This is a genomic window from Vibrio sp. 10N.222.46.A1 (genome assembly GCF_041473595.1).
GTDB classification, from domain to species: Bacteria; Pseudomonadota; Gammaproteobacteria; order Enterobacterales; family Vibrionaceae; genus Vibrio; species Vibrio tasmaniensis_A.
In genome coordinates, this window is sequence record NZ_JBFRSN010000591.1 from 1 (window position 1) to 231 (window position 231).

The following is a 231-nucleotide window of genomic DNA, read 5'->3' on the forward strand; positions in this document are numbered from 1 at the left end:
TCTAAGAATAGAATTTGGAGCGATACATCGGGTTCGAACCGATGACCTCAACCTTGGCAAGGTTGCGCTCTACCAACTGAGCTAGTATCGCATAAGCTAACCGTTCATCTTTTCTGCTACAAAGCATCAAATCAACGTTCAACTGTAATGTGGTTGCGGGAGCCGGATTTGAACCGACGACCTTCGGGTTATGAGCCCGACGAGCTACCAAACTGCTCCATCCCGCGTCCG

The 231-nt window shown here is 49.8% G+C and carries 2 tRNA genes; both read right to left on the reverse strand.

Annotated elements, in window-relative coordinates:
* Positions 1 to 15: 15 nt before the first annotated feature.
* A tRNA-Gly gene (locus AB4496_RS16585) sits at positions 16 to 91 on the reverse strand.
* A 59-nt stretch (positions 92 to 150) separates the two neighbouring features.
* A tRNA-Met gene (locus tag AB4496_RS16590) sits at positions 151 to 227 on the reverse strand.
* Between the last annotated feature and the right edge of the window lie 4 nt (positions 228 to 231).